The sequence below is a fragment of the Pseudomonas sp. NPDC087817 genome, from assembly GCF_044742875.1.
Taxonomy (GTDB): Bacteria; Pseudomonadota; Gammaproteobacteria; order Pseudomonadales; family Pseudomonadaceae; genus Aquipseudomonas.
In genome coordinates, this window is record NZ_JBIUVJ010000001.1 from 388,503 (window position 1) to 413,116 (window position 24,614).

Sequence of the window (24,614 nt, forward strand, 5' to 3'; positions counted from 1 at the left end):
CCATGTCTATGTACCCCGAACAGATTCATCGGATGACCACTGCCAGCATGCTTCGCGAATGGCGAGAACACGGCGGCAAATATCGTCTGGAAGGTAGTCAATGCGAAGACTGCAAGGAAATCTTTTTCCCACGTCGTACTGTTTGCGGCGCCTGCAATTCGCTCAACGTAAAACCGTACCGCTGCGCCCGCAGCGGCAAGATCGAAGTCATGGCTCACGCCGAGAATCCGATCCTTGCCGCCATGGGCTACGGCGAAACAGTGCCTCGCTGCATGGCGATGGTTCGTCTGGACGATGGCTTGGTGATCGCTTCGGAAATCGTTGACGTCACTCATCCGGAACAACTGAAAACCGGCGCGCCGGTGCGCATGGTCGTACGCAAACATGTGCGCGAAAGCAATCTGGCCTGGCAATACGCCTACAAGTTTGTATTGGACGTATAAATAAAACCGTCGAGCGTTAGTTTCTGACGCTCGACCGTTTGAATATCAAAACAAGAATTGCGCTACTTATAAAAAGAACTTACTCGCCAAAAGCTTTTAATCCTTGTTCCTCCGGGAATAGCAAACTGCCGTTATTTTAAATCGGGAATTATCCCAAAACTATTTATTGGCTTTATATGGCCGAGGACTCATCATGTCGACTCTTTGTCTCCCGCACGTAATGTTCCCGAAAAACAAGATCACTCAACAACAGATGATTGAACATCTGGAGAGCCTGCACGCCGACCATCCGCGCATGGCCCTGGCCAAGCGTATGATCCAGAATACCGAAGTCAACGAGCGGCATTTGATCCTGCCGATCGACGAGCTGGCGGTGCACACCGGCTTCACTCACCGCAGCATCGTCTATGAGCGTGAAGCCCGCCTGATGTCTTCCGCCGCTGCCCGCCAAGCCATTGAAAACGCTGGCTTAACGACCAATGACATCCGTATGGTGGTGGTCACCTCGTGCACCGGCTTCATGATGCCATCGCTCACCGCACATCTGATCAACGATCTGGACCTGCCGACTTCCACCGTGCAGCTGCCGATCGCTCAGCTCGGTTGCGTCGCCGGTGCCGCAGCAATTAACCGGGCCAATGACTTCGCCAAACTGGATTCGCGTAATCATGTGTTGATTGTCTCGCTGGAGTTCTCGTCGCTGTGTTATCAGCCTGACGATACCAAGTTGCACGCGTTCATTTCCGCTGCACTTTTTGGCGATGCTGTTTCTGCCTGCGTATTGCGCGCTGATGATCAGGCGTCAGGGTTCAAAATCCGTTCCACCAACTCTTTCTTCCTGCCGAAGAGCGAGCACTACATCAAATACGATGTAAAGGACACCGGTTTCCACTTTACCCTGGACAAAGCCGTCATGAACTCTATTAAAGATGTCGCGCCGATTATGGAGAAACTCAACTACGACACTCTTGAACAGAACTGTGCGCAGAACGACTTCTTCATCTTCCACACTGGCGGCCGCAAGATTCTTGACGAATTGGTCCTGCAACTGGACCTTGCCTCGAACCGGGTTTCGCAGTCGCGCAACAGCCTCGCCGAAGCCGGCAACATTGCCAGCGTTGTGGTTTTCGACGTGCTCAAGCGACAGTTTGAGTCGGGTCTTAACTCCGGCGATGTCGGCATGCTGGCAGCTTTCGGCCCAGGCTTCACCGCCGAAATGGCCGTGGGTGAATGGGTAGCCTGATTCCCACGTTTTGCCGGGGCTACGTTTGAGTCTGCAAGAAACCTTGGCGGTCTGTAGGACGCCAAGGTTTCACGGCCTCTTTCGCAAACCCTTCATTGCACCTGATTAATGGTTTCACATGGAGGATGAACGATGATCAGAGACAATCTCGCTGCGCCGCCCAAGCGGCACTATGAACAACGGATGGTTTTGCTGCTGTCACTGAGTTTCGGCCTCGTCGGGCTTGATCGCTTTATCATTCTGCCGCTGTTTCCCGTGATCATGCGTGACTTGCAGCTGGATTATCAGGACCTCGGCATGCTGTCGGCAGCACTGGCCTTCGCCTGGGGCTTTTCAGCCCTGGGCGCGGGTTACGTGATTGATCGATTGGGTCGCAAGAACGCGCTGGTCCTGTCAATTGCAGTGCTGTCGCTGCTCTCGGGGATGTCGGCTCTGGCCGGGGGACTTTTCGGGCTGGTCGTTATCCGCGGGCTGATGGGGCTCTGCGAAGGCGCGTTCACACCGACCAGTATCATCGTCACCGATGAGGTTTCGCATCCGCAGCGCCGCGGACAGAATCTGGGTTTCCAACAGGCGTTATTCCCGATTCTCGGACTGTGCCTGGGGCCATTGCTGGCTGCCAGTCTGTTGGAACTATTCGACTCGTGGCGTATGGTTTTCGCGATTATCTCGTTGCCCGGTCTACTGCTGGCCGGCTATTTGTGGAAAATCTATAGACCCGCGCCCTTGCCGGCACATCAGCAACCCGCATCAGGCAGGGGTTGGGCGAACTGGTTGAGTGCCTTCAAAAGCGGCAATGTCAGCCTGAACATCCTGATCATGTTTTGCATTCTTACTTGCCAGTTCGTCCTGTGTGCCATGTTGCCCAGTTACCTCACGGACTACATGCACCTTGAAACGCTGTCGATGGCCGTCGTGATATCCGCCCTTGGTGTTGGCGGTTTTATCGGTCAGTTGATCATTCCGGCAATGTCGGACCGACTGGGACGCAAACCGGTGGTCATTGTTTCCTTCATGACCAGCGCAACGTTGGTGGGGCTGTTAATCATCAGCCCGGCCATTACCGGGTTGTTATTTCTGCTGCTGTTCCTTTTGTCTTTCTTCAACTTCAGCCTGATCTGCATGACCGTCGGGCCGTTGACCAGCGAGTCGGTGCCACCTGCACTGCTTCCCACTGCCACCGGCATTGTCGTCGGGTTCGGCGAGATCCTTGGCGGTGGCGTGTCACCCGCCGTCGCCGGTTACGCCGCGATGCATTTCGGCCTGCCATCGATTTTGTATGTCGCACTGGCCGGGAGCATCGGCGGCCTGCTGTTGTCGCTGGGTCTGCGCGACAATCTGCAACCCCTCCCTGCCCTGTCAGCCGCGAACGCGTTGCCGATCAGCCTACCCCTCAAGGATTAGAGATCATGGGATATTATTTGATGTTGCTCGACCTTTGCCAACATGAACGCCGAGGCATCGGTGTGTTCGACTTCCAGACAGGCCAGAGCCTGCGCATGTTTCCCGAACAGGGCGGGCTGTATGAAACATTGCAGTATTGCAGTCGCTGGCATCGCGGCTGGGCCGAGCATCTCAAGCGTCTGCCCGCCAGTGACAGCACCCAGGACATCGACCTGCAGCCACCACTCAAACCCGGCAATAATTTGCTCGCCCAGGTCAGTACGGTCAACCTGACGCTGTCGAAAAAGCAGGCGTGGAGTTACAAAGGCAACGGCAGTCTGCTCAAGACGCAGGGCGAGGCGCTCAACATCCCTTATCAGGCGCTGAGCATTGCCAGTGAACCGGGAATCGTCTGCATTTATATGGTCGACTCCTTCGGCAAACTGCACTTTGTCGGATTCACCATCGGTAACGAAGTGCACGATCCACTGCTCGGCAACCTCGACTCGCCGGACGCCAACCAGGCGTGTCTTCGCGAATGCGCACTGGCTCCGGCCATGATTCTTGGAGAGTTGCAGTGTCGATTGTCGATCAACGCTCGTATCGAGCGTCAGGACAGGCAAATCTCCTATCGCGAATACGATATCGATCTGAAGGAATGGCGCTCACTGCGCAAATACACCCAGGCATTCCTCGAACAGCACGAACAGTTCCTGCAGCCAGGCATGGTCCACTACGTGTTTCATGGCCTGGGCCATCCTGACAGCGAACCCCCACTGCAACACGGTGACTGGCTCGATCTCGATTGCCCGGAACTGGAGTTGGGCTTGAGCAATCGCATCGTCGAAGAAGAGTTGTTGCATCTGTGCCCGCTTGATAAACGCACGCTTGGAGCGGGTCTGCCCCCGCGGGCGACGCGACTGCAGCAGCGCTGCAACGACCCGAATGTACTCAAGCGCAAATAACGCTGACAGCGTTATTTGCGCACCAGCCCCCGTCAGTTCTTCTCAGGATTTCCCTGCACGCGCGCGAATCGAGAGGCTGTGCATCTGCGATGACACAAGCACAGCCAACGCTGACAGATCGCTATCGGGCGCCAGTTCACCGGCCTCGATCGCGGTTTGCAGGCGCGCCTCCAAGTTGAATCCAAAACCTAAGCACTTAGCTGCTTGATCCAGTCAAGACTCGCAACAGTAGATCCAGAAGGACGGTACTCACACCCGATCCATCCCGCGTAGCCGCGTTGCTCCAGCGCCGCGAACAACGCAGCAAAGTCGATATTCCCCGTTCCCGGCTCGTGACGCCCCGGGCAATCGGCAATCTGCACATGGACGGTTCTGTCATAAAACCGCGCCAGCACAGCGGCTGCGTCTCCAGTCAAAAGCTGGGCATGGTAAAGATCAAGAATCAGCCCGACACTCGGGAAGGTTTCCAGAATCTGTTGCGCCTTGCTGAAGTCAGACATGTAGTAGCCCGGCATCGCCTCCGCGCTGATCACTTCGATAAGCGGCCGCAGCCCCTGGTCTTCCAGGTACTTGACCGCATATTCCAGGTTGCCCGCGTAGATACGCTCAGCGTCATTCTGCGTTGTAACGCCCGACATGATGTGGACATCCGAACACGCCAACGTCTTTGCGTAGCGGGCGGCCTGGCGTAACCCGTCACGAAACTCCACTGCCATGCCCGGTAACGCGGCGATGCCTTTGGTCACGCCAGCCGGGGCGGCGAACTGAATCAACGGCAAACTGTATTGGGCTAGATGGTCGGCAAGCAGACTTGCGTCGAATTCATACGGCGACGGAAACTCCACCGCCCGGAAACCGGCGGCTGCGGCGGCTTCGATGCGCTGCAGAAAAGGCAATTCATTGAATTGGAAACCGAGATGAGCATTGAACTTGAGCATTGGGTAATCATCCATCCTGGGAAGAAACGACATCATTAGCCTGGAGCATCCTTCGCCGCTCCAGCACTGCACTATCGCAATTGCGTTCAACCATTAAAACCAGGTTTCCATCTGTATACCGTATTGCCATACCCCTCCCGCCTGGAAGTCGGACATGCCAAAGGAGTCCGCAGTACTGAATTTGTCCAGATCCGAAGACCAGTTCATGTAGCTTGCGAACACTCGCAACTCCGGACGCGTGAGAAGATCGCCAACGTCAAGTTTGAAAGTCGGGGCGACAGTGAACTTCCAGAAGTTACCATCGACAGCATTACGTTGTAGATAGCCTTTAGGGTCGAGGTTCATGGTTTGCCAGCTCATTTCGTAGGCCATTTCGAAGTTGCTGTTGATTGTGTTGGCCAATCGCACGTTCAAGGTCAGCCAGCGGTAGTCGTCACCTTTGACGTATCTATCCTTGCTCTGTTCGGCCAGCACGCTGGGGCCGATGCGCCAGTCAGAGCTCAGAGGGGTTTCACCGTAAAGTGCCAGACGCAGCGCGCGGGCCTCGTCGATCAGCTCACCATCCGAACCAACGTTCTTGACCTCGGCCCCCAGGCCTTGCCCATAGAGCAGCGCGGTTTTGAAGAACCCTTCCCTGCCGAAAAAGGTTTTCTGGTGATTGGCCAGCATGCTGTGCAAACCGCTATCCGCAGGCGTCAAACCGGCTTTATTGGTGCGGGTGCCGAAATCGTTTTTCTTTGCGCCGATGGCGTTGTACATCCACTGCCACTGGCCATCCTCGAAGAACTGGTTGGAGGTCAGAATGTAACTTTCCACATCGGCATCAATACCGCCCTGACTGAAATCCCCGTAGCTACGCCCAATCAAGGAGTAATTCGAACGCCAGTGCTTGTTCATCTGCACATCGTAAATTCCGCCGCCGGTGCCGGCCAGGTAAACGACGTCGGAGTCCAGCCAGTGGATATCGAAGTTATCTCTATCGAACCGCTTGCCTGCCCACAGCGTCGCGTTCTCGAACACTGAATTGCCTTTGAACGCAGCGACATGGTCGAGCGTGGCGAATACCTGGCGTACGTTGAGTTTGCTTTCGTCCGCCGTCCAGTCATTGGAGCTTTCCACACCGTCGGCGATGGAAACCGTGAATTTGGAACGGGTGCCGTTTTGCGCATAGACCTCTTTCGACAGGTCGATGCGCATGTAGGTGTCGTCTTCGTTACCGAGTCGCCCGACTGCACCGCCCACCGAGCCGGCCGGCGTTGCGTAAGGGCCGCCACGGCCGCCACCCAGCCCCTCGTCGACCAACAATCCGGAGCGCGCATAGCCGTTGAAGCTGAACCCATCGGAGAGGTGTCCGGTATTGCTGTCTTTATCCAGGCTTTGCTGACGGGCTTCGAGTTTTGCCAGTCGGGTATCCAGAGCAGGCGCGGAAATGGCTGTTGCGTTAGACGCGACGGGCTGCAAGGGCGGCGCCGCGAGTTTGATCTGCTGCAATTCCCGGGCAAGTACTTGGGTCTGCTGTTCGGCCGTGGCTGCGCGCTTTTCCGCTGCGCTGGCGCGAGCTTCAAGTGCGGCCATGCGCTCTTCCAGTGTCGCTGCCTGTGCGGTCGCCGCGGATGTGCCGAGCACACCTGCCAGTAGCCAGCCTGTTGCTTTGTGCATATGAAATCCCTGTTTTGTTTTTATTGTTGGTTGACGCAAACGGCCGTTTTTTTCTTGCGCTGCGAGTTGTCGCAATCAACGAAAAAAAGGGTGCCTCATCGCAAATACGCTGCTACATTTGGCGATGTTAACGTTAACTTTTCTAAAAACAAAAATAAAGGACGCTCGATGAAACACCTGAAATCGCTCCTGCCCGTTGCATTGCTCACCCTGTCTGCCGCACTTCCATCCGTCTCGAGCGCAGCCGATCTGACGATATCGTGCGGTGCGGTGGGGGCGGAATTGCAGCTGTGCAAAGAGGCCGTCGAGACATGGTCGAAACAGACTGGCAACAACGTCGAGGTGGTCTCCACGCCTAACTCGGCGACCGAGAGGTTGTCGTTCTACCAGCAGATCCTCAGTGCGCAGTCCACCGACATCGACATCATTCAAATCGACATGGTGTGGCCGGGGATGCTGGCCAAACACCTGATGGATCTGCGTGAGGTACTTCCCGCCAACGCGACCCAAGGCTACTTCCAGGCACAAGTCGAGAACGCCACGGTCAACGGACGGCTGGTGACGATGCCGTGGTTCACCGACTCGGGGCTGCTGTATTACCGCAAAGACTTGCTCGATAAATACGCAAAGCAGGTTCCTCAGACGTGGGAGGAAATGACCGCTACCGCCAGGGATGTGCAACAGGCGGAGCGCAACGCCGGGAACGCCAATGTCTGGGGTTACATCTTTCAGGGACGTGCCTACGAGGGCCTGACGTGTAATGCGCTGGAGTGGATCAGCAGCCAATCGCAAGGCGGACTGATCAATCAACGCGGAGACATCGTGGTTAACAGTCCGGCCTCAAGAGCCGCGTTGACGCTGGCGAAAAGCTGGGTAGGAGATATCTCTCCGCGTGGCGTGCTCAATTACACCGAGGAAGAAGGACGCGGCGTATTCCAGTCGGGTAATGCGCTGTTCATGCGTAACTGGCCTTATGTCTGGGGCCTGGTGCAAAGCCAGGACAGTGCCGTAAAAGACAAGGTCGGCGTCGCTCCCCTGCCCCGCGGCGGCGAGAACGGCGAGCATGCTTCCACCCTCGGTGGCTGGGGCCTGGCGGTATCGCGCTACAGCGCTCATCCCAAACTTGCCGCCGAGCTGGTGAGCTACCTGACCAGTGCCCAAGAGCAAAAACATCGTGCCCTGACAGGCGCCTATAACCCGGTGATCGAGTCGCTGTATCAAGATCCCGAGTTGCTCGCGGCCATGCCTTATTACGCTCAGCTACACAGCATTCTCAACGACGGGGTCATGCGCCCCGCCGCAATCACCGCCGACCGTTATCCACGGGTCTCCAATGCGTTCTTTGATCGGGTGCATGGCGTGCTGGCGGGCGAGTTGCCCGTCGATCAGGCACTGGCCGAACTGGAAAGCGAACTCACGCGTATCAAACGCCAGAACTGGTAAGCCACAAGGAAGGAAATCACCATGTCTGTCTCTACTGCCCATGCCCCCTTCGACGAGCTCCTGCTCACGAGGGAAACACCCGTACAACGTCGCCGGGTGCGCGCTGCCTGGCTGTTTCTGACGCCAATGCTGGTCTGTCTGGCCCTGGTGGCCGCCTGGCCGTTGCTGCGCACGTTCTGGTTCAGCCTGACCGACGCCAGCCTGGCGGACACCGGTGGCGCAACCTTCATAGGCTTGAGCAACTATCTTTTGTTCAGCGGTTCCGGCTGGTCAGGCATCCTCGTCGACCCGCAATGGTGGAACGCGGTGCGCAACACGTTGTATTTCACGGTGCTGTCGGTGGGACTGGAAGTCATTCTGGGGCTGTTGGTGGCGTTGCTGCTGAACATCAAGTTCACCGGCCGTTCTCTGGTGCGTGCGTTGATTCTGATTCCGTGGGCGATTCCGACGATTGTCTCGGCGAAGATCTGGTCATGGATGCTCAACGACCAGTTCGGCATCATCAATCACCTGATGCTCAGCCTCGGCCTGATTGACGCCCCCCTGGCCTGGACGGCAGATGCAGACCTGTCGATGTGGGCGGTGATCATCGTTGACGTCTGGAAGACCGTCCCCTTCGTCACGCTGCTGATGCTGGCGGCCCTGCAGATGTTGCCAAGCGATTGCTACGAAGCGGCCAGGGTCGATGGCATTCATCCGCTGAAGGTGTTCTGGCGCGTCACGCTGCCACTGTTGATGCCTGCACTGCTGGTGGCGGCGATCTTCCGTATCCTCGATTCCCTGCGGGTATTCGACGTGATCTACGTGCTGACCTCGAACTCGTCGAGCACCATGAGTATGTCGGTGTATGCCCGCCAGCACCTGGTGGAGTTCCAGGACGTCGGGTACGGCAGCGCGGCGTCGACGCTGTTGTTTCTGCTGGTCGCGGTGATCGCCATGCTTTATCTCTACCTCGGACGCCGTCAACTGGAGGTCCGCGCATGAGCCCGCGCCTGCTGAAAAAAACACTGTTGCGCCTCGGGTTCTGGTGCCTGATCGGGGTTTTGCTGCTGTATGCGGTCTTCCCGTTCTACTACGCCATCGTGACCTCACTGAAGCCCTCCAGCGCCCTGTTCGAGGTGAGCTACTGGATCGAAAATCCCGACTTCTCCAATTACTCGGCGGTACTCCACCAGGCCTCATTCCTGCGGGCGATTGGCAATTCGCTGGTGGTTGCGCTGTGCGTGGTGACGCTGGCGCTGTTCCTCAGTCTGACCGCCGCCTACGCCCTGGGCCGGGTGAAATTCCGTGGACGTGGCACGGTGTTGATGATGGTCCTTGGCGTGTCGATGTTTCCCCAGGTTGCGGTGCTGTCAGGGCTGTTCGAAGTGATCCGTGCCTTGGGTCTGTACAACACGTCCTGGGCGTTAATCCTCAGCTACACGATTTTCACCCTGCCCTTCACCGTTTGGGTGCTGACCACGTTCATGGGGCAACTGCCCCATGAACTGGAGGAAGCGGCAATCATGGATGGTGCGTCACCTTGGGTGACGCTCACCCGCGTGCTGTTGCCGCTGCTCTGGCCTGCACTGGTCACCACCGGTTTGTTGGCCTTCATCGCGGCGTGGAACGAGTTCCTGTTTGCCCTGACTTTCACCCTCACCGACAGCCAACGCACGGTGCCGGTTGCCATCGCCTTGATTTCCGGCGGCAGCCCCCATGAGTTGCCTTGGGGCTTGTTGATGGCTGCCTCGGTGCTGGTCACCGTCCCACTGGTGATTCTGGTGCTGATCTTCCAGCGCCGAATCGTTTCCGGTCTCACTGCCGGCGCGTTAAAGGGTTGATGCCCAATAAAGACAAGGAACAGCATCGTGATCAAATTGAAACTGAACAATGTGAACAAACAATTGGGCGGCGCGCGGATTCTTCGCGACATCAACCTGGAGATCGCGGCGGGTGAATTCGTCGTGTTCGTGGGGCCTTCGGGCTGCGGAAAGTCGACCCTGCTGCGACTGATCGCCGGACTGGATTCGATCTGTGCTGGCGATCTGCTGATCGACGGGCGGCGGGTCAACGACCTGGAACCGCGCGAGCGTGGTGTCGGCATGGTGTTTCAGTCTTATGCGCTGTACCCGCACATGAGCGTCTACGACAACATCAGTTTTGGTCTCAAACTGGCCAGGACTGAAAAGAGCAGCCTGCGCGAGCGGGTGCTGAAAACTGCGCAAATCCTGCAATTGGACAAACTGCTGCAACGCAAGCCAAAGGAACTGTCTGGGGGGCAACGTCAGCGCGTGGCCATGGGCAGAGCCATGGCGCGGGAACCGGACATTCTGTTGTTCGATGAGCCGCTCTCCAACCTGGATGCCTCTTTGCGGGTACAGATGCGCAACGAAATCGCCCGGCTGCATGCCCGACTGCGCTCAACCATGATCTACGTCACCCACGATCAGGTGGAAGCGATGACCCTGGCCGACAAAATTGTTGTGCTCAACGGCGGCCATGTAGAGCAAGTCGGCTCACCGCGCGAACTCTATGAGCGCCCGGCCAGCCGTTTTGTCGCCGGTTTTCTCGGTTCGCCGAGAATGAATTTCCTCCCGGCCCGTCTGCATGCGCCGGGCGAAACCAGCCTGGTTGATGCTCCCGTTTTGCGGATGACCACCCTGCCCTTCGACAGCTCGAACCTGGCGGCGGACGCTCTGCTGAGTCTCGGCGTTCGCCCGGAACACCTGTCGCTCAAAGCGGCGCAGGGAACGGCTGGCGTCGTCGTGACCGGGGTCGAATACCTGGGCAGTGAAACCTATGTGCACCTGGATAGCGGGCAGGACGAGCCACTGATCTGTCGTTGTGAAGTCAACGCCGGATGGCAGACAGGTGATCGGGTCGAACTGCAACTGGACATCGACAAGATCCACCTGTTCGACACCGACGGCACGGCATTGCAGCGCCACCCGCACGCCATTGAATCCGTGCCCGATGACCTCTCTCTACGCTCAATCCGAGCAAACGCCCTATGACCTTGTCTTTGAATACCCCGAGCGATCCCATGTCTTCGACCCTTGACCTTGCGCAGCGCGCACTGGCTGCCAGCCAATCTCGCGTCATCGAGGACTATCGACCCGGTTATCATATTTCTCCGCCGGCAGGCTGGATGAACGACCCGAACGGGGTCGTGTACTTTCGTGGCGAGTACCACGTGTTCTATCAGCATCACCCCTTCGACGCGAAATGGGGGCCGATGTATTGGGGCCACGCCAAGAGTGCCGACCTGGTTCATTGGCAGCACCTGCCCATTGCGCTGGCACCCGGCGATGACTGCGACCGTGACGGCTGTTTTTCCGGTAGCGCGGTGGTGTGTGGCGATACCCTGGCCCTGATCTACACCGGGCACACCTGGCTGGGGGAAGTGGGTGACGAGCGTTTCATCCGTCAAGTGCAGTGCCTGGCGACCAGTACCGATGGCATCCGCTTCGTCAAACACGGCGCGGTGATCGACAGCGCGCCGCAAGACACCATCATGCACTTCCGTGACCCCAAGGTCTGGCAGGCGGATGACTATTGGTACCTGATTGCCGGCGCACGTCTGGGCGATCTGCCGCTGCTCCCGCTGTACCGTTCCACGGATTTGCACGCCTGGGAGTTCCTGAACTATGTGTCTGGCGGCAGCGAGGGCGATGGCTATATGTGGGAGTGCCCGGATCTGTTCCGACTGAACGGACGCGATGTGCTGCTGTACTCCCCTCAGGGCATGCCATCCCAAGGTTACGAACGGCTCAACAAGTACCAGACGGGTTACCGTGTGGGTCGACTGGACAACCAATGGAATTTCACTGGCGGGCCTTTTATCGAGCTGGATAACGGCCACGATTTCTATGCCGCGCAGACGCTGTTGGCCGCCGATGGTCGGCGCCTCGTATGGGCATGGCTGGACATGTGGGAAAGCCCGATGCCGAGCCAGGCCCATCACTGGTGCGGCATGCTCGGATTGCCCCGCGAACTTGAACTGTGCGCCGATCGCCTTTGCGTGTATCCGGCACGGGAGCTCAGCGCACTGCGAATGTCGCTATTGCCGGGTACGCCGTGGTGGGGAGAGTCGGGAGCCCGCTGGGTACCGGAAGTGAATGGCGATATGCTCGAAATCCATGTGCATCTGGATCTGCTCGGCTGCACTGACGGCCACTTGGGAGTCGCCTTGCGGTGCAGCGATGATGGCCGTGAAGAAACCCTGCTCTACTATGATGCGTCACTGCAGCGCCTGGTGCTTGACCGCAGCCGCTCGGGTACGCAAGTCACAGGCCAGCGCAGCGTCTCGATAGACCCGACACAAGAGCGACTGGAACTGCGCGTGTTTCTCGACCGGTCATCCATCGAAGTGTTCGAGGAAAACGGTCGCTTCAGCCTCAGCAGTCGCCTCTATCCGCGCTCCGACAGTCTCGGCGTGAAACTTGTGGCAAGCGGAAGTGGCGGGCGTGTTTCGATTCCCAGGGCATGGCCGCTCGGTTCAGGATGGTCATGAGGGTCGTCATTCGGGTCGCGAGAAGCCCGGGCCCTGTGTCATGATCCTGCGTCAACCTGACCGGCTGCACTTCGCATGACTTCAGTGAAAGACGTTGCACAGCTGGCCGGCGTGTCCCTGATGACGGTTTCTCGAGCGCTCAATACTCCGGAAAAGCTGAGCCCCGAAACCCTCCTACGGGTGCGTCGCGCCATTGATGAACTGCAATTCGTACCCAGCCTGTCAGCGCGCAAGATGCGCGGTGACAACCTCCAGTCGCGAACCATCGGTGTGTTCGCGCTGGACACCGCGACCACACCCTTCGCGGTCGAGTTGCTGCTGTCCATTGAGCAGACCGCGCAGCAAGCCGGCTGGAATGTCTTTATCCTCAACCTCCTGAGCAACCCGCCCACCGACCAGAACATCGACCTGATGCTGTCGCACCGTCCGGACGGCTTGATCTTCAGCGCCATGGGGTTTCGCCAGGTATGTATTCCCGAGCGATTGAAGAGCAAGCCTCTGGTGCTCGCCAATTGTCTGGCAGATGACAGCCGCCTCGTCAGCTATGTGCCCGACGACGAAATGGGCCAGTACCGCGCCGTACACCACGCGTTGAGCCTTGGCTATAAGCGTCCTCTGTGTATCAATCTGCCGAAACAGAGTCTGGCATGGGGGTTGCGACAAAAAGGTCTGCAGCGTGCCTGTCAGGCATTCGGCCTGGCGCCTGAAACGCTCCTGCAGTACGACCTTTCCGATCATGATGCCTACAGTGAAACAGCCGCTATCCTCGACCGGCATGTCATCGATGGTCGTCCCCAATTCGATATTTTGATCTGTGGCAACGACCGCATTGCCTTCTGTGCCTATCAGCTGTTGTTGGGGCGTGGCCTGAAAATTCCCGACGATGTCGCCGTCCTCGGCTACGACAACATGATCGGCATTGCCGAGTTGTTCATCCCGCCGCTGACCACCGTGCAACTGCCGTACTACGAGATTGGTCGCAAGGCTGCACGCCATCTGATCGAGACCCTTGAGCTGTCGGGAACTCAGCGAGTTGACTGTCCACTGGTGGTCAGGACATCACTATGAGAGTGAGTCAGTTCGCTGATAGCGCTCCCGATGGCTTTCGATTTGGCGAGGGCCGTTCACGCCAGAGGTGGAATCAGAAATCCACCGTCGCTGAAAGCAGATAGGTTCTCGGTGTCGACAACGTCAGCCCCGGCTCACTGTCGTCCGAAGCGCCTGCCGAACTCCAATAGCGCTTGTCCAGCACGTTCTCGACATTGGCGCGCAGGGTGATGGTTTTCTCATCGACCTTGAAGGCGTATCGCGTACCCACGTCAAATCGCTCCCAGGAATCGATTTCCTTGTCGTTCGACTGATCCAGATATTGCGAGCTGGAATAGAGGCCGCGTCCGGTCAACGTCAGGCCCTGTACGTTCGGCACATCCCATTCCGCGCCCAGATTGACGTTGTACTTCGGCGTCGCCGGCGCGCGGTTGCCATCGAATGTGCCGTTGGTGGTCCGGGTCAACTCACTGTCGATGTACATCACGCCGCCGAGCAAGCGAAAGCCTTTCAGCGGCTCACCGAACACGCTCAACTCAACCCCGTCGTTCTGCCGTTTGCCGTTCGGGCCGAACACCCGCGTCGTGGCGTTGGTTTCGTACGCCGGCTGTTTGATGCGGAACACCGCGGCAGTGAGGGCATATGAACCGGCATCGTACTTGGCGCCGACTTCGACCTGGCGGCTGATGAACGGCGGGAAGATCTCGTCCTCGTTTATCGACGTCGAAGGCGCGATCTTGCCCTGGCTCAAGCCTTCCATGTAGTTGGCGTACAGCGACAACTTGTCCGTTGCCTTGAACAGAATGCCACCCGAGGGCGAAACCTTTTCCTCGTCGTAGGCGGTATCGCCTTTTACATCATCGCTCCAGTCGTCGACCTTGACCCGCTGCCAACGGGCGCCAAGGGTCAGCAACAGACGATCATCAAAGAAACCGAGAGTGTCGGACAACGCCACGCCACTGAAGCGGTTCTCGGTGTAGACCTTGGCGTCATAGCGCGTTGGCCGAGCGGGTTTTGCGGTTTCTACCGGGTCATACAGATTGCTGCGGCCCGCCGCATAACGGGCGCCGCCGTTTTCAAAATCCATATAGAAGTAGCTGGCGGCGAGGTTGACCTCATGACTGACTGGACCTGTGTGGAACCAGTTGCGCACGCCCGCCGTGGCAGTGCGAACATTCTCGTCACGGGTGAAATCCCGTGGTTGTACGCTGAAGTCGCCGGCATCGTTAGTCACGGAAACCGCATGTCGAAGGAAGTCGTGATTGCTTTTGCGAGCACCAACACCCCCGTAGACCATCACCGAATCACTGACATCAAACTCAGCGTTGAGCGTGCCGAAGGTGTCTTTGGTCCGCGCCTGGCTCCACGGTTGCGCGTAGTTATCGCGCACATCGTTGGCGTTGGGCACCTTGGCATTGGCGGCAACTTGCACGCGTTCTTGCGGTGCGTCGGTATCGCGCTCGGTGTGACCCACATCGGTGGAAAGCCGCAGCCGCTCACCGCGAAAATCCAGACCCAGCACGGCCATGTCGCGGTCGACACTCTGGTGATCCCACTCCGTGTCGCCGGACTGTTTGACGCCGTTGAATCGCAAACCGAACTGGTTGTCCTCACCAAAACGCCGGCCGACATCCACCGCGCCGCCGATTTGATTGTTGGAAGCGTAATTGGCGGTCAGCGAGGTGATGGGTTTGTCCGTCGCACGTTTCGGCACGACGTTGATCCCGCCGCCGACGCTGCCTCGCGGCGAAATACCGTTGATGAGCTGGCTCGGGCCTTTGAGGATGTCGACGCGATCGGCCATTTCCATGTCGATCGTGTACGTCGGCAATACGCCGTAGAGGCCGTTGTACGCCACATCACTGTTGAACAGGCTGAAGCCACGGATGGTGAACTGTTCATAGCGCCCGCCCGCCGGGTTGGTCGCGCGCACGGACGGGTCATTGGCGATCAGGTCGCCGAGGGTTCGGGCCTGCTGGTTCTTGACCGTCTCGCTGGTGTAGGTGGTCATGCTGAACGGGGTTTCCATGAAGTCTTTCGACCCCAGCAACCCTTGCGAGCCTCGGCGTGCGACCTGGCCGCCCGCAAACACGTCCGCGTCCGACGAGTCCGTGGCGCCGAGGATCGAGGTCGGCGCCAGTTGCAGGCTACTGCCCTGCGCCGCCGGAATCAGCGTGTAAGCCTGCTCGCCCACCGGTTGCAGTTGCAGGCCGGAGCCCAGCAACAACCGGGTGAAGCCCTCCTCCACGGCGAATTCACCAGACAAACCATTGCTGTTGCGCCCGCTGACCAGTGCCGGGTCCACCGACAGATTGACGCCGGCCAGACCGGCAAATCGGGTCAGCGCGGAACTCAGGCTGCCGGCCGGCACCTGATAACTGCGCCGGGCTGATTCGTCGGCCCAACTGGACTGGATCAGCAGCGGACTGGCACTCAGGCTCAACAGCAAACTCAACTGCAACAACGGACGCATACGACTGGGGAATACGGCGGGCATTGGAAGAAGCTCTCGATTTTGTTCACTTGCCTGGAATGACCAGCGAGGCGAAAAAAAGGGACAGGCTTCAGCCAGTTTTTTCTGCGGGGGGAATGTTTCGAGGAACGAGCGATACCCAGAATCGCGTACGTGTATGAATCTCGACCGGCAAACTCGCGGCCAGCAACGACAGCACTTGATCGGTGTTGTCGAGACGGAAACTGCCGGTGATGCGCAGGTTTTCCAGCGCGGGATCCCAGCGCAACAAACCGGAACGATAACGGCTCAGTTCGCGCAGGAAATCCCCCAGCGGCTGGTTCTGCGCCATCAACACGCCTTCGCGCCAGCTCGGCATTGACGCGTCGAATGGCGTAACAGGCCCGGCGCCGGAGGCTTGCAGAGTGACTTGCTGTCCTTGCTGCAAGGTCAGCGCCGGCCCGTGCAGCGGTTTTAATTGCACCGCGCCGCGGACCACCGAAACGTTGCAGTCGCGTTCATTGAGACGCACGCAGACTTCACTGCGACTGACGCTGATCCGGCCGTAAGGCGCATTGATCATCAGTGGTGAGCTGCCGGGAACGTTGAGCGCCATTTCGCCGCGTACCAGCGTCAACTGACGCGCAGCAAGATCCACATTCACCGCGCTCGCGGTGTTGAGCTGCAACGAACTGCCATCGGCCAACGCCAGCCGTTTGTGTTCGCCGGTGCTGGTGTGTAAATCGGCGCGCCAGACGTCCAGCGGCAATTGCCGACTGATCAGCCACGCCGCAGGCACCAGCGCCGCCAGACCGAGCGCGCGTTTCAGCGCCGCCCGACGTGCCGGATCCGGACGGTCCAGCGTCGCCATGGCCAGTGCCGAGGGCAAATCGGAAAAGCGTTGGCGCAACAGTTGAATCTTCTGCCAGGCGTGTTCATGCCGGCCATCGCTGCTGCGCCAATGTTGCAGGCGCGTCTGATCGTCCTCCGTGGCCTCGCCGGATTCCAGTAACGCCAACCATTGCGCGGCGGCGCGGGCGACTTCCCGCGCTTCGGCGCTGGGTGCGACGCGCATCAGAAATCCACCAGCAAGCAATGCTCATAGGCTTGCGCCATGTAACGTTTGACCGTGCGCTCAGATACCTGCAAACGCTCGGCGATCTCGCGATAACCGAGGCCTTCGAGCTGGCTCCACAAAAACGCCCGGCGTACCGGACGTGGCAAGCCATCGAGCAATTCATCCAGAGTCTGCAGGGTTTCCAGCAGCAACCAGCGGTGCTCCGGCGAAGGCACGCTGTCCTCCGGCAACTGCGCGAGGGCTTCGAGATAGGCTTTTTCCAGGCTGCGGCGGGTGTAGAAATTGCTCAGCAGACGCTTGCCCACCGTCAGCAAATACGCCCGGGGTTCGCGCATATCGGCAATCGGCTGAGCGCTGCACAGCACGCGCAAGAAGGTGTCCTGACTCAGATCCGCCGCATCCCAGGCGTTGCCCATCCGGCGGCGCAACCAGGTTTCCAGCCAGCCTCGATGCTCGCGATACAGTTGCTGCAGGCTCTGCTCCGAGGGTGCGGCGACTTCAATCATGTCAAGAGACCCTGCGCGAAGAAGAATTCAAATGAGACTGATTCTAATTAAGTTCATTCGCGATACAAAGGTCTTTCTCACGCGCAGACGAGACTGGCGCGCCCAATCCAATTGACCGCGCCCTCCCCTTGATGCTCGGAGCAGATTATTTGTGCAGGCGTTTAAGCGTCTCGCTGGGCAACTCGTTGAACAGCGCCCGATAACTGCTGGAAAACCGCCCCAGGTGCCAGAAGGACCAATTCATTGCCACTTCGGCCACCGTCGTTTCCGTTGGCCGGCGGCTGAGCAGTTCGCGATGGGCACTGTTCAACCGGCGCAAGCGCAACCAGTGGCTTGGCGTCATCCCGGTGTAATCCTTGAAGGCTTGCTGCAATTGACGCAACGAGACGCCCGCCACGTTTGAAAGCTCAAGCAGATTGAGGGTTTCTTCGGGCGAGTCGGCGGCCCACTCGCCGACGCGCTTCATGATCGTTCGCTCTTCGGTGCGGCGCTGCAAGCCGCCACGGTCGAGCTTGACCCGGGCGTTATCGAGGATGAACAGACAGTCCTCCAGCAGCTGTTTCGTCAATGCATCTTTGCTAGGCATATCAATAGCTTGCGTCAACTTCGTGAGAGTCGAGCTTAACCAGCGACTGAACAGGGCGTTCTGCCCGCCATTGAGTGGCGCCATGAACAAGCCTTCGAGTTTCGCCACATCCAGACCGTGCTGACGGACAAATTCGGGGCCGAACACCACGGCAATTTCCTGGTAGTTCTCCGGGGTGATCCAGATGTTGCGGCTGTCTTCATTGAGCAGATACAGCGCGTTGTCGCTGCGATCGAAACAGAACGCGAGGGCACCCGATGGCGCGCTGAAATTCTGCTCGACCCGGGTGTTCATCTGCTCTTCATAAACCTCGACACCTTGCAGGTCCAGATACCTGATTTGCCCGGCGAAATGCCCCGGCGACATCTGCTGGTAATGCTGGACCCAACCCGGCGTGGCGCGGATTTGCTCGGAGACATCAGCGGTGCTGAATGCTTGAACCTGTAATGGATTGCACGTTGTCATGGGGTGACCTTGCGCACTCTTTTGGTGCGCTTTGGTGCTGCTTAAAGTGGATAGATGGAACTGCAAGGCGCGCCCAAGATAGTCGTCAACGCGCCACAGGGGAAGGGGCGGAAGATGAAACCCGCCCTCCCCGGCGTCTATAAAACCAATAACGAGGTCTTTATGAATGCCCCTTTCGATCAGCTCTTCACTTGGCTGAAAGATCACAAGATTACCGAAGTCGAATGTGTGGTCAGCGACCTGACCGGCATTGCCCGCGGCAAGATCGCACCGACCAACAAGTTCCTGCATGAGCGAGGCATGCGCCTGCCGGAAAGTGTGCTGCTGCAAACGGTAACCGGGGATTTTGTCGACGACGACATCTACTACGACCTGCTCGATCCTGCCGACATCGACATGGTCTGCAAGCCAGTGGCCGACGCCGTGTACGTGATTCCATGGGCGATCGAGCCAACCGCCATCGTCATCCACGACACCTTCGACAAGTTCGGCAACCCGATCGAACTGTCACCGCGCAACGTGCTGAAGAAAGTCTTGCAGCTGTATACCGACAGAGGCTGGAAGCCGATTGTCGCGCCGGAAATGGAGTTCTACCTGACCCAACGCTGCGAAGACCCTGACTTGCCGCTCAAAGCTCCGCTGGGCCGTTCGGGCCGTGCCGAAAGTGGTCGGCAGTCGTTCTCCATCGACGCCGCCAACGAATTTGATCCGCTGTTCGAAGACGTCTACGACTGGTGCGAACTGCAAGGCCTGGACCTCGACACCCTGATCCACGAAGACGGCCCGGCGCAGATGGAAATCAACTTCCGTCACGGCGACGCGCTGGATCTGGCCGACCAGATCACCGTGTTCAAACGGACCATGCGCGAGGCTGCGCTCAAGCACAACGTCGCGGCGACGTTCATGGCCAAGCCGATTGGCGACGAGCCGGGCAGCGCCATGCACATCCACCAGAGCGTGGTGGACATCGCCACGGGCAAGCCGATCTTCGCCAACGCCGACGGGCAAATGAGCGAACTGTTCCTGCACTACATCGGTGGTTTGCAGAAGTACATCCCGAAGGTGCTGCCGATGTTCGCGCCGAACGTCAACTCGTTCCGCCGCTTCCTGCCGGACACTTCGGCGCCGGTCAACGTCGAATGGGGCGAAGAAAACCGCACCGTCGGTTTGCGTGTGCCGACCTCAAGCCCCGAAGCCATGCGCGTGGAAAACCGTTTGCCGGGCGCCGATGCCAACCCGTACCTGGCGATTGCCGCGAGTCTGCTCTGCGGTTACATCGGCATGGTCGAGGGCATCGAGCCGAGCGCCGCGGTACAAGGCCGCGCCTACGAGCGCCGCAATCTGCGCCTGCCGATCACCATCGAAGAAGCGCTGACGCAGATGGAAGAGTGCGAGACCGTCGCGCAGTACCTCGGCGACAAGTTTGTTCGCGGCTACGTCGCGGTGAAGCGTGCCGAGCACGAAAACTTCAAACGCGTGATCAGCTCGTGGGAGCGCGAGTTCCTGATGCTGAGCGTCTGATCAAAGCCAAAAGATCCCCTGTGTCGATCGTTCCCACGCTCTGCGTGGGAATGCAGCCCGGGACGCTCTGCGTCCCATCCAAAGCCGAACGCGGAGCGTCCGTTGAGGCATTCCCACGCAGAGCGTGGGAGCGATCATTCGAAAAAGAGGTGTCGAAATGCGTCTGTTGAAATCCGTACTTCCGGTCGCGCTAAGTGTTCTGTTCAGCGCCGTAGCCCACGCCCAGCCACAGGTCAGCGTCTACAACTGGACCGATTACATCGGCGAAACCACCCTCGCCGACTTCCAGAGCAAAACCGGGATCAAGGTGATCTACGACGTTTTCGACTCCAACGAAACCCTCGAAGGCAAGCTGCTCGCCGGGCGTACCGGTTATGACGTGGTCGTGCCGTCCAACCACTTCCTCGCCCGTCAGGTCAAGGCCGGCGCGTTCCTCAAACTGGATCGTGCGCAGCTGCCGAACTGGAAAAACCTCGACCCGAAACTGCTTGAGCTGCTGGAGAAAAACGATCCGGGCAACCAGCATTCGGTGCCGTACCTGTGGGGCACCAACGGCATCGGCTATAACGTCGACAAGGTCAAGCAAGTGCTGGGCATCGATCACATCGATTCCTGGGCCGTACTGTTCGAGCCGGAAAACATCAAGAAACTGTCGCAGTGCGGCGTTTCGATGATGGACTCGGCGGACGAAGTGTTCCCGGCCATCCTCAACTACATGGGCATGGACCCGCGCAGTGAGAACCCGGAAGACTTTAAAAAGGCCGAAGCCAAACTGCTGAGCATTCGTCCGTACATCACGTATTTCCACTCCTCGAAATACGTGTCGGACCTGGCCAACGGCGATATTTGCGTGGCCTTCGGCTATTCCGGCGACGTGTTCCAGGCCGCCAACCGCGCCAAGGAAGCCAAGAACGGCGTGAACATCGCTTACGCCATTCCCAAAGAAGGCGCCAACCTGTGGTTCGACCTGCTGGCCATTCCCGCCGACGCCAGCAACGAAAAGGAAGCGCACACCTTCATCAATTACCTGCTTGATCCACAAGTGATCGCCAAGGTCAGCGCGTCGGTCGGTTATGCCAACCCGAACCCGTCCGCGAAACAGTACATGGATCAGGACCTGGTCAATAACCCTGAGGTTTACCCCTCCCAGGCCGTGCTCGACAAACTCTACATCTCCTCTACCCCGCCCCAGGCGATCATGCGTCTGATGACCCGGTCCTGGAGCAAAGTGAAGTCCAACAAATGAATCAGTACACAACAGAACACGCCCGCTCCTACTACGCAGCCTCGGCTCGGGCGTCCACACCTTATCCGGTCATCGACGGTGATCTGAGCGCCGATGTGTGTGTGATCGGCGGCGGGTTCACCGGGGTCAACACGGCCATCGAACTGGCGCAGCGCGGGCTGTCGGTGATTTTGATCGAGGCGCGCCGGATAGGCTGGGGCGCCAGCGGGCGCAATGGCGGGCAGTTGATTCGCGGCATCGGCCATGAAGTCGAAGGCTTCGCCAAGTATGTCGGGCAAGAAGGCGTGCGCTATTTGCAGCGCGCCGGGATCGACTCGGTAGAACTGGTGCGCCAGCGCATCGAGGCCAACGCCATTGAATGCGACCTGCGCTGGGGCTTCTGTGACCTGGCCAACACCACTGCGCAGTTCGACGCTTTCAAGGATGAACTGGTCGATCTCGCCGAACTCGGTTATGCCCACGAAATCCGCATGATCGGCCCCGAGCAAGTCCGCCAGCAGGTGGTGGACTCCGGGATTTATGCCGGCGGCCTGCTGGACATGGGCTCGGGGCACCTGCACCCGCTGGATCTGGTGCAAGGCGAAGCACGGCTGGCTGCCTCACTGGGCGTGCGCATCTTCGAGCAGAGTCCGGTGCTGGAAATCATCCACGGCACGACCGTACAGGTGCGCTGCGCCACCGGCACCGTACGTGCCGGCAGCCTGGTCCTCGGTTGCAACGCGCATCTGGACGAACTCGAACAACAACTCACTGGCAAGGTGCTGCCGGCCGGCAGTTACATCATCGCCACCGAGCCGTTGTCCGAAGAACGCGCCGCGCAGCTGATTCCGCAGAATCTCGCGGTTTGCGATCAGAAAGTCGGCCTCGATTATTACCGGCTCTCGGCCGACCGGCGCTTGCTGTTCGGCGGTGCCTGTCACTATTCCGGGCGTGATCCGGCGGACATCGCTGCCTATATGCGGCCGAAGATGCTCAAGGTCTTCCCGCAACTGGCAGACGTGCGCATCGATTACCAGTGGGGCGGCAAGATCGGCATTACCGCCAACCGTTTCCCGCAGGTCGGGCGCCTCAAGCAGCACCCGAACGTGTTCTACGCCCAAGGCTATTCCGGCCATGGCCTGAACGTCACCCACTGGTGCGCCAAGTTACTTGGCGAGGCGATCCATGCCGGCCACAGTCAGGGCATGGACGTGTTCAGCGGCGTGCCGCACATGACCTTCCCCGGCGGCCCGGCGCTGCGTTCGCCCCTGCTGGCACTGGGCATGTTCTGGTATCGCCTGCGCGAAATGCTCGGCTAGCAGAACAAACAGCGCTGTCGCGATCTGATCGTTCCCCCGCTCTGCGTGGCAACGATCAATTCTGTTTTCTTACCTGGCGAGCTATACACATTTGCTCTATCGCCAAGCACTTCTATATTGATGAAGTGCTTTTGCGTTCCTGACGCTCAGTGCCCAATCATTGAAGGAGGACACGGATGAAGTCGTCAGCCACCGACGAGCCGCGAGCACCAGGCCAGGCCCCCATCAAGACCCGTCGCTTCGGCATATCGCTGGTATGGATCGTGCCGATCGTGGCGGTGTTGGTGGGCATTTCGCTGGTGGTGCACAACCTGATGCAGGAAGGGCCGACCATCATCGTCAACTTCAAGACCGGCAGCGGTCTGGTGGCCAACAAGACCGAAGTCAAATACCGCAACGTGGTGGTCGGTCAGGTCACCGATGTCGAATTGAGCGACGACCAGAAGAGCGTCAACGCCACCATCAAACTGGCCAAACAGGCCGAAAGCTTCACCCGCGAAGACTCCCAGTACTGGGTCGTGCGCCCACGCATTGGCGCTGGTGGCGTATCGGGCATCGATACCCTGCTCTCCGGCGACTACATCGGCGCCGACATTGGCCAGGCCAACAACCGCGCCAAACAATTCAAGGGCCTGGAGAATCCGCCGCCGATCACCTACGGCGAGCCGGGCAAGCGTTTCATGCTGCATACCCAGGACCTCGGCTCGCTGGACATTGGCTCGCCGGTTTACTACCGCAAGATTCCGGTCGGTCAAGTCGTCACCTATGCCCTCGATGAAGGTGGCAAAGGCGTGAACATCGAAGTGTTCATTCATTCGCCCAACGACGCCTTTGTCACCGAAAACACCCGTTTCTGGAACGCCAGCGGTATTGACGTCAGCGTCGGCGCCAACGGCTTCCAGGTCAAAACCGAATCGCTGTCGTCCATGCTGGTCGGCGGCATCGCCTTCCGCGCCCCGGACTACAGCCCCAACGACGTGGTGGCGGCCGATGACAAAGACTTCGAACTGTTCGCCGATCAGCAAACCGCCCTCGCCCCGCCCAACGGCAAGGCGCAATACCTGAGCCTGCGTTTCGACCAGTCCCTGCGCGGGCTCAAGGTCGATGCACCGGTGGAATTCCTCGGCATGGAGATCGGCCGGGTGGTGGCGATCAATCTGGATTTCGACGCGAAAAAACGCAGCTTCCCGCTGAACGTCGGCATCGTTATCTACCCGCAACGCCTCGGTATGGCCTACGGCAAAATGCTCACGGCGTTCAAGCACGACCCCAACGACGAAGCCGCCGGCATTCGCCTGATCGGCACCTTTATCGACAACGGCCTGCGCGCCCAGGCCCGCAGCGGTAATTTGCTGACCGGCCAGTTGTACATAGCGCTGGATTTCTTCCCGAAAGCCGAAAAAGTTGCCTTCGATCCAACCTTGCGCCCGGTGGTCATTCCGACTGTGCCGGGCAGCCTCGAACAGTTGCAGGAAAAACTCGAAGCCGTGGTCGACAAGCTCAACAAAGTGCCGGTCGATCGCATCGCCAACAACCTCGACAGCAATCTGGTCGAACTGCGCAAAGGCCTGACCCAGTTCAACGCCAAGACCTTGCCGGGGGTGCAGAGCACGCTCGCCGATGTCAGCAAGACCCTGCAGTCCGCCAGCTCGACCCTGGCCGAAGATTCGCCGCAACGCGAAAAACTCACCGAGACCCTCGACGAACTCGGGCGCATGTCGCGCTCGTTGCGTGAGTTGTCGGATTACCTCGGTCGTCATCCGGAATCGCTGATTCGCGGGCGTCCGGACAACGCGGCGCCACTGGATCTGAAAGGACCGCCACGCAATTGAGCACAGGAGTCAAA

General features: G+C 58.9%; 20 protein-coding genes and 1 pseudogene. 14 read left to right on the plus strand and 7 right to left on the minus strand.

Annotated elements, in window-relative coordinates; translation table 11 throughout:
- The first annotated feature begins 2 nt into the window (after positions 1-2).
- The 4 genes from ACIONG_RS01715 to ACIONG_RS01730 all read left to right on the plus strand — a co-directional run bounded on the left by ACIONG_RS01715 (position 3) and on the right by ACIONG_RS01730 (position 4,034).
- A complete protein-coding gene (locus tag ACIONG_RS01715; protein ID WP_103301999.1) occupies positions 3-443 on the plus strand; it encodes a Zn-ribbon domain-containing OB-fold protein in 441 nt (146 codons plus the stop codon).
- A gap of 193 nt (positions 444-636) precedes the next feature.
- Positions 637-1,686, plus strand: a complete 1,050-nt coding sequence (locus tag ACIONG_RS01720) for a type III polyketide synthase (RefSeq protein WP_103302000.1) — start codon at positions 637-639, stop codon at positions 1,684-1,686.
- 132 nt (positions 1,687-1,818) lie between these two features.
- Entirely contained in the window at positions 1,819-3,090 is a 1,272-nt protein-coding gene (locus ACIONG_RS01725) for an MFS transporter (RefSeq protein WP_315445443.1), read from the plus strand.
- Positions 3,091-3,095: 5 nt separating this feature from the next.
- Positions 3,096-4,034, plus strand: a complete 939-nt coding sequence (locus ACIONG_RS01730; protein WP_401296253.1) for a fumarylacetoacetate hydrolase — start codon at positions 3,096-3,098, stop codon at positions 4,032-4,034.
- 42 nt (positions 4,035-4,076) lie between these two features.
- On the opposite strand, the pseudogene ACIONG_RS01735 reads toward ACIONG_RS01730, so the two are convergent.
- From ACIONG_RS01735 to ACIONG_RS01745, 3 genes and pseudogenes are all read right to left on the minus strand, one after another.
- Positions 4,077-4,211, minus strand: a pseudogene (locus ACIONG_RS01735) (TetR/AcrR family transcriptional regulator); the annotation flags it as partial.
- 11 nt (positions 4,212-4,222) lie between these two features.
- Positions 4,223-4,972: a hydroxypyruvate isomerase family protein gene (locus ACIONG_RS01740; RefSeq protein WP_401296255.1), complete on the minus strand. Its 750-nt coding sequence runs from the start codon at positions 4,970-4,972 to the stop codon at positions 4,223-4,225.
- 93 nt (positions 4,973-5,065) lie between these two features.
- The gene (locus ACIONG_RS01745) at positions 5,066-6,631 is read right to left on the minus strand and encodes a carbohydrate porin (RefSeq protein ID WP_401296257.1); all 1,566 of its coding nucleotides are present in this window, start codon (positions 6,629-6,631) and stop codon (positions 5,066-5,068) included.
- 168 nt (positions 6,632-6,799) lie between these two features.
- Here ACIONG_RS01745 and ACIONG_RS01750 point away from each other — a divergent pair, with 168 nt between their 5' ends.
- The 6 genes from ACIONG_RS01750 (at position 6,800) to ACIONG_RS01775 (ending at position 13,637) form a co-directional block, all read left to right on the plus strand.
- Positions 6,800-8,074 (plus strand): ABC transporter substrate-binding protein, encoded by a 1,275-nt coding sequence (locus tag ACIONG_RS01750; protein ID WP_401296258.1) that lies wholly within the window; start codon positions 6,800-6,802, stop codon positions 8,072-8,074.
- Positions 8,075-8,095: 21 nt separating this feature from the next.
- A complete protein-coding gene (locus ACIONG_RS01755) occupies positions 8,096-9,058 on the plus strand; it encodes a sugar ABC transporter permease (protein WP_315445447.1) in 963 nt (320 codons plus the stop codon).
- Positions 9,055-9,897, plus strand: a complete 843-nt coding sequence (locus tag ACIONG_RS01760; RefSeq protein ID WP_103302005.1) for a carbohydrate ABC transporter permease — start codon at positions 9,055-9,057, stop codon at positions 9,895-9,897. Before ACIONG_RS01755 ends, ACIONG_RS01760 begins: the two co-directional genes overlap by 4 nt.
- Before the next feature lie 27 nt (positions 9,898-9,924).
- Positions 9,925-11,070, plus strand: coding sequence for an ABC transporter ATP-binding protein (locus ACIONG_RS01765; protein ID WP_401296261.1), 1,146 nt, complete (start codon positions 9,925-9,927; stop codon positions 11,068-11,070).
- Positions 11,067-12,569 (plus strand): glycoside hydrolase family 32 protein, encoded by a 1,503-nt coding sequence (locus ACIONG_RS01770; protein WP_401296263.1) that lies wholly within the window; start codon positions 11,067-11,069, stop codon positions 12,567-12,569. The genes ACIONG_RS01765 and ACIONG_RS01770 overlap by 4 nt, the downstream gene beginning before the upstream one ends.
- A 75-nt stretch (positions 12,570-12,644) precedes the next feature.
- Complete coding sequence (locus tag ACIONG_RS01775; protein WP_103302008.1) at positions 12,645-13,637, plus strand: LacI family DNA-binding transcriptional regulator; 993 nt, start codon at positions 12,645-12,647, stop codon at positions 13,635-13,637.
- A 73-nt stretch (positions 13,638-13,710) separates the two neighbouring features.
- Here the strand turns inward: ACIONG_RS01775 and ACIONG_RS01780 are convergent, their stop codons facing one another.
- The 4 genes from ACIONG_RS01780 to ACIONG_RS01795 all read right to left on the minus strand — a co-directional run bounded on the left by ACIONG_RS01780 (position 13,711) and on the right by ACIONG_RS01795 (position 18,703).
- On the minus strand, positions 13,711-16,113 hold the full coding sequence (locus tag ACIONG_RS01780; protein WP_401296265.1) for a TonB-dependent siderophore receptor: 2,403 nt from the start codon (positions 16,111-16,113) through the stop codon (positions 13,711-13,713).
- Positions 16,114-16,180: 67 nt separating this feature from the next.
- Positions 16,181-17,143 carry a FecR domain-containing protein gene (locus tag ACIONG_RS01785; RefSeq protein WP_401296267.1) on the minus strand — a complete coding sequence of 321 codons (963 nt, stop codon included), beginning with the start codon at positions 17,141-17,143 and terminating at the stop codon, positions 16,181-16,183.
- Positions 17,143-17,652, minus strand: a complete 510-nt coding sequence (locus ACIONG_RS01790; RefSeq protein WP_401296269.1) for a sigma-70 family RNA polymerase sigma factor — start codon at positions 17,650-17,652, stop codon at positions 17,143-17,145. Before ACIONG_RS01790 ends, ACIONG_RS01785 begins: the two co-directional genes overlap by 1 nt.
- Before the next feature lie 145 nt (positions 17,653-17,797).
- A complete protein-coding gene (locus ACIONG_RS01795) occupies positions 17,798-18,703 on the minus strand; it encodes a helix-turn-helix domain-containing protein (RefSeq protein ID WP_401296271.1) in 906 nt (301 codons plus the stop codon).
- A 162-nt stretch (positions 18,704-18,865) separates the two neighbouring features.
- Here ACIONG_RS01795 and ACIONG_RS01800 point away from each other — a divergent pair, with 162 nt between their 5' ends.
- From ACIONG_RS01800 to ACIONG_RS01815, 4 genes are all read left to right on the plus strand, one after another.
- Positions 18,866-20,224: a glutamine synthetase family protein gene (locus ACIONG_RS01800; RefSeq protein ID WP_401296273.1), complete on the plus strand. Its 1,359-nt coding sequence runs from the start codon at positions 18,866-18,868 to the stop codon at positions 20,222-20,224.
- A 157-nt stretch (positions 20,225-20,381) separates the two neighbouring features.
- Entirely contained in the window at positions 20,382-21,470 is a 1,089-nt protein-coding gene (locus ACIONG_RS01805; protein ID WP_401296275.1) for a polyamine ABC transporter substrate-binding protein, read from the plus strand.
- Complete coding sequence (locus ACIONG_RS01810; protein WP_401296277.1) at positions 21,467-22,768, plus strand: NAD(P)/FAD-dependent oxidoreductase; 1,302 nt, start codon at positions 21,467-21,469, stop codon at positions 22,766-22,768. Before ACIONG_RS01805 ends, ACIONG_RS01810 begins: the two co-directional genes overlap by 4 nt.
- Positions 22,769-22,944: 176 nt before the next feature.
- Entirely contained in the window at positions 22,945-24,600 is a 1,656-nt protein-coding gene (locus ACIONG_RS01815) for an intermembrane transport protein PqiB (RefSeq protein ID WP_401296279.1), read from the plus strand.
- The last annotated feature ends 14 nt before the right edge of the window (positions 24,601-24,614 follow it).